Here is an 854-nt window from a genome sequence, read left to right as displayed (position 1 = left end):
TTTTCGTTACCTTTAGCCTAAAAAGTATATATTTCGTATATTTTGATAAATTTTTGGTGTATTTTTTATGGATTTTTATAAAATTTGTCATTTTTGTTAAAAATAATCGTTTTTGCAATACATTACTTCGTAAGTATTAGATTATATGTTTTCGTTACCTTTAGTGTTTTTTTGAGATTTGCTGTGTTTTTTTAAAAAATGAAAATGTTATGATTTTGTAATTTTTGTATGATAAAATATTATAAATTTTTGTTAAAAAAAGGCAAGTTATTCTGTGTTTAAAAATATATTTTTCAAAAAAACTGTATCTGCTGATAATTCTAAAAATGAGATAAAACTAGATGAAGCTCCTACGCAAAACAAAAGTGATAGATTAGAAAAAATAATTCACACTTGGGTAGTAAATTGCACTAAATATTCTTTAAAAAATCCTTATGATACAAGACGCATTAACAGAAAAAATGGGTGTATCAAATTTGTCTTAAGAGTCTTTAAAGAAACTAAAAATGAAGGTGCTTTAATTGGCATTAGCTCTTCACTTTATGATAAATATAAAAATCTCTATAAATCAAAACTTGCTAGAGTAAAGCAATCAAGTAAAATAAAAAGCTTACAAGAAAAATATCCTGATTTAGATATTATCAATGCTTATAAATATGCCATATTAAGTAATAAATGTGCTTTATTAAATGAAGATGTTAAAGACTTTGAAAATATTATAAAGATTTTATTGCAATTAAATACCACTAAAAACAAACAAAAATAAGCTTAAAATCAAAAATATACTATAAAGCAATATCAACCTAGCATTAAATAATTAAAATCGATTTATGAGCTTGTTTTGTTAGGTTATG

At 22.6% G+C, this 854-nt stretch carries 1 protein-coding gene; it reads left to right on the top strand.

Annotated features, from left to right (window positions below):
* The first annotated feature begins 274 nt into the window (after window positions 1–274).
* The gene (locus CAMP18498_RS07895) at window positions 275–766 is read left to right on the top strand and encodes a hypothetical protein (protein WP_337198264.1); all 492 of its coding nucleotides are present in this window, start codon (window positions 275–277) and stop codon (window positions 764–766) included.
* The last annotated feature ends 88 nt before the right edge of the window (window positions 767–854 follow it).

The sequence above is a fragment of the Campylobacter sp. W0066.2 genome, from assembly GCF_024723515.1.
Lineage (GTDB): Bacteria > Campylobacterota > Campylobacteria > Campylobacterales > Campylobacteraceae > Campylobacter_D.
The sequence above is the reverse complement of the archived record's forward strand: the minus strand, read 5'-3'. Positions and strand labels throughout refer to the sequence as shown.